Below are 5,897 nucleotides of genomic sequence, written 5' to 3' on the forward strand. Positions count from 1 at the left end.
GGAAGATCAGCAAGCGGCCGAGCAGGTAGAGATCCAGGTGAAGTATGAAGGTTACATCGCTCGCCAGCAGGATGAGATCGAGAAACAGCAGCGTAATGAGAATACCGTGCTGCCGGCGACACTCGATTACCGCCAGGTCACCGGGCTGTCTAACGAAGTGATCGCCAAACTGAACGACCATAAGCCGTCGTCGATAGGGCAGGCGTCACGCATTTCCGGGATCACGCCGGCGGCGATCTCCATTTTGTTGGTTTGGCTGAAAAAGCAGGGGATGCTGCGCCGCAGCGCCTGATTGCGGCCGCCTGCCTGCGCTGATTTCACTGTTGCATAATCAGCGTTCGCCTTTATCATTCATAGCCCGGTAAGCGTTAGCGCCTCCGGGCTCATTATTTTTTGAAGGTACAGACTGTGCTCAACAAACTTTCTCGTCTGCTGGATGAAGCGGGTATTTCGCTCACCGATCACCAGAAAAACCAGCTGGTGGCCTACGTCGGGCTGCTCGATAAGTGGAACAAAGCCTATAACCTGACCTCCGTTCGCGATCCGAATGAGATGCTGGTGCGTCATATCCTCGACAGCATCATCGTGGCGCCTTATCTGCAGGGCTCGCGCTTTATCGATGTCGGGACCGGACCGGGGCTCCCTGGCATTCCACTGGCCATCGTGCGTCCGGAGTCGCATTTCACCCTGCTCGACAGTCTCGGCAAGCGCGTGCGCTTCCTGCGTCAGGTGCAGCATGAGCTGAAGCTGGATAATGTCACCCCGGTGCAGAGCCGCGTGGAAGCCTTCCCGGCCGAACCGCCGTTTGACGGTGTGATAAGCCGCGCCTTCGCATCGCTCAATGATATGGTGAGCTGGTGCCATCATCTGCCGGCAGCGAACGGTCACTTCTATGCACTCAAAGGGTTAGCGCAAAAAGACGAAATGGAAAACCTGCCGGAAGGGTATGGTATTGCCGAGGTGATTGAGCTTCATGTTCCTCAGCTGGAAGGGGAGCGACACCTGGTGGTGATTCAACCAAAATCGCGTTAATTTTTATCAAAAAATGTGGAAAAAATGTCGCCCGCGGATGTTACAAAAATAAAGGTCACTCCGCGATATTATCGGACTGCATTTAACCATGTTTTTACTATGGCTTTTCCTGCGGTTAACTTAGCATAAGTGATTCACTGACAAAATAGTCAACTTTGAAAATATCAGGGTGCTAAAAATCGACACGGATGAACAGCATAGTGATGTTAAATTTTTATTATAAATGTCAATAAAAGGTTTTTATTGTATGTGAGGTTGTTTTAGATAATGTCCTCACTTTTTATCTTGAATATCAAAAGCATGAAAAATAGCGTTTTATGTCCTTGATTCATTAAAGGGCGCTTGAAATGTTTATTATGTGATCTAATGCACGCTTTAATTGCCGTGTTTCCACGTTATTTGCAGTTTTGTATGACTGCTCACAGAACGCTGAAATGCACGGAAAGTTGTCCGTTGGAAAATAATTAAACATTTATTCACTATTTTGCTACTTATTGTTTGAAATCACGGGGCGTCACCGTATAATTTGTCCGCTTTTTGATGCTTGACTCTTCGTCTTAAAGGACGTTTTATACGACACGCGACATACCTCAAAGGGAGCAGGAGTAAAAACGTGATGTCAGTGTCGCTCTTGAGTCGAAACGTTGCTCGCAAGCTTCTGTTTATTCAGTTACTGGCAGTAATAGCAAGTGGACTGCTGTTCAGCCTCAAAGACCCCTTCTGGGGCATTTCCGCTGTATGCGGCGGTTTGGCGGTGGTTTTGCCGAACCTGATGTTTATGATTTTTGCCTGGCGTCATCAGGCGCATACACCAGCAAAAGGCCGTGTGGCCTGGACCTTCGCCTTCGGTGAAGCCTTCAAGGTGTTGCTGACCTTCGCCCTTCTGGCGATGGCGCTGGCTGTTTTAAAAGTGGTATTTATGCCGCTGATCGTGACGTGGGTTTTGGTGCTGGTGGTACAAGTTCTGGCGCCAGCTGTAATTAACAACAAAGGGTAAAGGCATCATGGCTTCAGAAAATATGACGCCGCAGGATTACATAGGACACCATCTGAACAACCTTCAGCTGGACCTACGTACATTCTCGCTGGTGGATCCGCACAACCACACAGCCACCTTCTGGACGCTCAACATTGACTCCATGTTTTTCTCGGTGGTTCTCGGTCTGCTGTTCCTTGCCATGTTCCGTAGCGTTGCTAAGAAAGCGACCAGCGGCGTACCAGGGAAATTCCAAACCTTCATCGAAATGATCATCGGCTTCGTCCATGGCAGCGTCAAAGACATGTACCATGGCAAGAGCAAGGTTATCGCGCCACTGGCGCTGACCGTGTTCGTCTGGGTCTTCCTGATGAACCTGATGGACCTCTTGCCTATCGATTTCTTACCTTGGATCGGTGAGCACATACTCGGCCTGCCTGCACTGCGCGTGGTTCCGTCTGCCGACGTGAACATCACCCTGTCGATGGCGCTTGGCGTGTTCATCCTGATCATTTTCTACAGCATCAAAATGAAAGGCGTAGGTGGGTTCGTTAAAGAACTGACCATGCAGCCGTTCAATCACTGGGCGTTCATTCCTGTCAACTTAATCCTTGAAGGGGTAAGCCTGCTGTCCAAACCGGTTTCTCTTGGTCTGCGACTGTTCGGCAACATGTATGCCGGTGAGCTGATTTTCATTCTGATTGCTGGTCTGTTGCCGTGGTGGTCACAGTGGATCCTGAATGTGCCTTGGGCCATTTTCCACATCCTGATTATTACGCTGCAAGCCTTCATCTTCATGGTTCTGACGATTGTCTATCTGTCGATGGCGTCTGAAGAGCATTGATTTTTACCAACACTACTACGTTTTAACTGAAACAAACTGGAGACTGTCATGGAAAACCTGAATATGGATCTGCTGTACATGGCTGCCGCTGTGATGATGGGTCTGGCGGCAATCGGTGCTGCGATCGGTATCGGCATCCTCGGAGGTAAATTCCTGGAAGGCGCAGCGCGTCAACCGGATCTGATTCCTCTGCTGCGTACTCAGTTCTTTATCGTTATGGGTCTGGTGGATGCTATCCCGATGATCGCTGTAGGTCTGGGTCTGTACGTGATGTTCGCCGTCGCGTAGTAAGTTGTTAGAAACCTAAGCCACAGAGTTAATTAAAGAGGTATTGTGCTGTGAACATGAACGCAACAATCCTCGGCCAGGCCATCGCGTTTGTTATCTTCGTATGGTTCTGCATGAAGTACGTATGGCCGCCTTTAATGGCTGCCATCGAAAAACGCCAGAAAGAGATTTCTGACGGTTTAGCTTCTGCAGAACGCGCTAAGAAAGATTTGGACCTTGCACAGGCCAACGCGACCGACCAGCTGAAAAAAGCGAAAGCGGAAGCCCAGGTAATCATTGAGCAGGCGAACAAGCGTCGCTCTCAGATTCTGGACGAAGCTAAAGCTGAAGCAGAACAGGAACGCACCAAAATCGTTGCACAAGCGCAGGCTGAAATTGATGCTGAGCGTAAACGTGCACGTGAGGAGCTGCGTAAGCAGGTCGCTATCCTGGCTGTTGCTGGCGCCGAGAAGATCATCGAACGTTCCGTGGATGAAGCTGCTAACAGCGACATCGTGGATAAACTTGTCGCTGAACTGTAAGGAGGGAGGGGCTGATGTCTGAATTTGTAACGGTAGCTCGCCCCTACGCCAAAGCAGCTTTTGACTTTGCCGTCGAACACAACAGTGTTGAACGCTGGCAGGATATGCTGGCGTTTGCCGCCGAAGTGACCAAAAACGACCAAATGGCAGAGCTTCTCTCCGGTGCTTTGGCGCCGGAAACGCTCTCAGAAGCGTTTATCGCTATCTGCGGCGAGCAACTCGACGAAAACGGCCAGAACCTGATTAAGGTGATGGCGGAAAACAATCGTCTGAAGGTGCTCCCGGACGTTCTTGAGCAATTCATTCACCTGCGCGCGGCCAGTGAGGCCATCGCAGAGGTAGAAGTAATATCTGCCAACCAACTGAGTGATGAACAGCTTGCCAGGATCGTCAGCGCGATGGAAAAACGTCTGTCACGCAAAGTTAAGCTGAATTGCAAAATCGATAAGTCTGTTATGGCAGGTATTATCATCCGTGCGGGTGATATGGTCATTGATGGCAGCGTACGCGGCCGTCTTGATCGCCTTGCAGACGTCTTGCAGTCTTAAGGGGACTGGAGCATGCAACTGAATTCCACCGAAATCAGCGAACTGATCAAGCAGCGCATTGCTCAGTTCAATGTTGTGAGCGAAGCTCATAACGAAGGTACTATTGTTTCTGTAAGTGACGGTGTTATCCGCATCCACGGCCTTGCCGAATGTATGCAGGGTGAGATGATCTCCCTGCCGGGTAACCGTTACGCTATCGCATTGAACCTGGAGCGTGACTCCGTTGGTGCCGTGGTGATGGGTCCGTATGCTGACCTCGCCGAAGGCATGAAGGTTAAATGTACTGGCCGTATCCTGGAAGTTCCGGTTGGCCGTGGCCTGCTGGGCCGTGTGGTTAACACCCTGGGCGCGCCAATTGATGGTAAAGGTCCGCTGGAAAACGACGGTTTCTCCGCCGTAGAAGCGATCGCACCGGGCGTCATCGAACGTCAGTCCGTCGATCAGCCGGTACAGACCGGTTATAAATCCGTTGACGCCATGATCCCAATCGGTCGTGGTCAGCGTGAACTGATCATCGGCGACCGTCAGACCGGTAAAACTGCGCTGGCTATCGATGCCATCATCAACCAGCGTGATTCCGGTATCAAGTGCGTCTATGTTGCTATCGGCCAGAAAGCGTCCACCATCTCTAACGTGGTGCGTAAACTGGAAGAGCACGGCGCGCTGGCTAACACCATTGTGGTGGTAGCGACTGCATCCGAATCTGCTGCACTGCAATACCTGGCGCCATACGCCGGTTGCGCAATGGGCGAATACTTCCGCGACCGCGGTGAAGATGCGCTGATCATTTACGATGACCTGTCTAAACAGGCTGTTGCTTATCGTCAGATCTCCCTGCTGCTCCGTCGTCCGCCAGGACGTGAAGCCTTCCCGGGCGACGTATTCTACCTCCACTCTCGTCTGCTGGAGCGTGCTGCGCGTGTTAACGCCGAATATGTTGAAGCTTTCACCAAAGGTGAAGTGAAAGGGAAAACCGGTTCTCTGACCGCACTGCCGATTATCGAAACGCAGGCGGGTGACGTTTCCGCATTCGTTCCGACCAACGTAATCTCCATTACCGATGGTCAGATCTTCCTGGAAACCAACCTGTTCAACGCCGGTATTCGTCCTGCGGTTAACCCGGGTATCTCCGTATCCCGTGTTGGTGGTGCAGCGCAGACCAAGATCATGAAGAAACTGTCCGGTGGTATCCGTACCGCACTGGCGCAGTATCGTGAACTGGCAGCGTTCTCCCAGTTTGCATCCGACCTTGACGATGCAACCCGCAAACAGCTGGACCACGGTCAGAAAGTGACCGAGCTGCTGAAACAGAAACAGTATGCGCCGATGTCCGTCGCGCAGCAGTCTCTGGTTCTGTTCGCAGCAGAACGTGGTTACCTGGCTGATGTAGAACTGGCGAAAATCGGTAGCTTCGAAGCCGCTCTGCTGGCTTACGTCGACCGTGATCACGCTCCGCTGATGCAAGAGATTAACCAGTCCGGTGGCTATAACGACGAAATCGAAGGCAAGCTGAAAGGCATCCTCGATTCCTTCAAAGCAACCCAGTCCTGGTAACGTCTGGCGGTCTGTCTTAGGGCAGGCCGCAAGGCATTGAGGAGAAGCTCATGGCCGGCGCAAAAGAGATACGTAGTAAGATCGCAAGCGTCCAGAACACGCAAAAGATCACTAAAGCGATGGAGATGGTCGCC

At 51.5% G+C, this 5,897-nt stretch carries 8 protein-coding genes and 1 pseudogene; all 9 read left to right on the forward strand.

Translation table 11 applies throughout. The annotated features are described in order from the left end of the window. Positions 1 to 292 (forward strand): annotated as a pseudogene (gene gidA, locus ACZAHD_RS21035) (tRNA uridine-5-carboxymethylaminomethyl(34) synthesis enzyme MnmG); the annotation flags it as partial. A 116-nt stretch (positions 293 to 408) separates the two neighbouring features. Continuing rightward, positions 409 to 1,032 (forward strand): 16S rRNA (guanine(527)-N(7))-methyltransferase RsmG, encoded by a 624-nt coding sequence (gene rsmG, locus ACZAHD_RS21040; protein WP_008806718.1) that lies wholly within the window; start codon positions 409 to 411, stop codon positions 1,030 to 1,032. 616 nt (positions 1,033 to 1,648) lie between these two features. Next, a complete protein-coding gene (gene atpI / locus ACZAHD_RS21045) occupies positions 1,649 to 2,029 on the forward strand; it encodes a F0F1 ATP synthase subunit I (RefSeq protein ID WP_008806719.1) in 381 nt (126 codons plus the stop codon). A 7-nt stretch (positions 2,030 to 2,036) separates the two neighbouring features. Continuing rightward, on the forward strand, positions 2,037 to 2,852 hold the full coding sequence (gene atpB, locus ACZAHD_RS21050) for a F0F1 ATP synthase subunit A (protein ID WP_016162026.1): 816 nt from the start codon (positions 2,037 to 2,039) through the stop codon (positions 2,850 to 2,852). A gap of 48 nt (positions 2,853 to 2,900) precedes the next feature. Further along, on the forward strand, positions 2,901 to 3,140 hold the full coding sequence (gene atpE / locus ACZAHD_RS21055; protein WP_000429386.1) for a F0F1 ATP synthase subunit C: 240 nt from the start codon (positions 2,901 to 2,903) through the stop codon (positions 3,138 to 3,140). A gap of 50 nt (positions 3,141 to 3,190) precedes the next feature. After that, complete coding sequence (gene atpF, locus ACZAHD_RS21060) at positions 3,191 to 3,661, forward strand: F0F1 ATP synthase subunit B (RefSeq protein WP_004107293.1); 471 nt, start codon at positions 3,191 to 3,193, stop codon at positions 3,659 to 3,661. 14 nt (positions 3,662 to 3,675) lie between these two features. After that, positions 3,676 to 4,209: a F0F1 ATP synthase subunit delta gene (gene atpH, locus ACZAHD_RS21065; RefSeq protein WP_004202307.1), complete on the forward strand. Its 534-nt coding sequence runs from the start codon at positions 3,676 to 3,678 to the stop codon at positions 4,207 to 4,209. A 12-nt stretch (positions 4,210 to 4,221) separates the two neighbouring features. Then, the gene (gene atpA / locus ACZAHD_RS21070; protein WP_012543303.1) at positions 4,222 to 5,763 is read left to right on the forward strand and encodes a F0F1 ATP synthase subunit alpha; all 1,542 of its coding nucleotides are present in this window, start codon (positions 4,222 to 4,224) and stop codon (positions 5,761 to 5,763) included. Positions 5,764 to 5,813: 50 nt separating this feature from the next. Continuing rightward, positions 5,814 to 5,897, forward strand: an 84-nt coding sequence (locus ACZAHD_RS21075) for a hypothetical protein (protein ID WP_462458489.1), incomplete at its 3' end; no start/stop codon positions are given.

Source organism: Raoultella sp. (assembly GCF_039594335.1).
In the GTDB taxonomy this organism is placed as follows: Bacteria; Pseudomonadota; Gammaproteobacteria; order Enterobacterales; family Enterobacteriaceae; genus Klebsiella.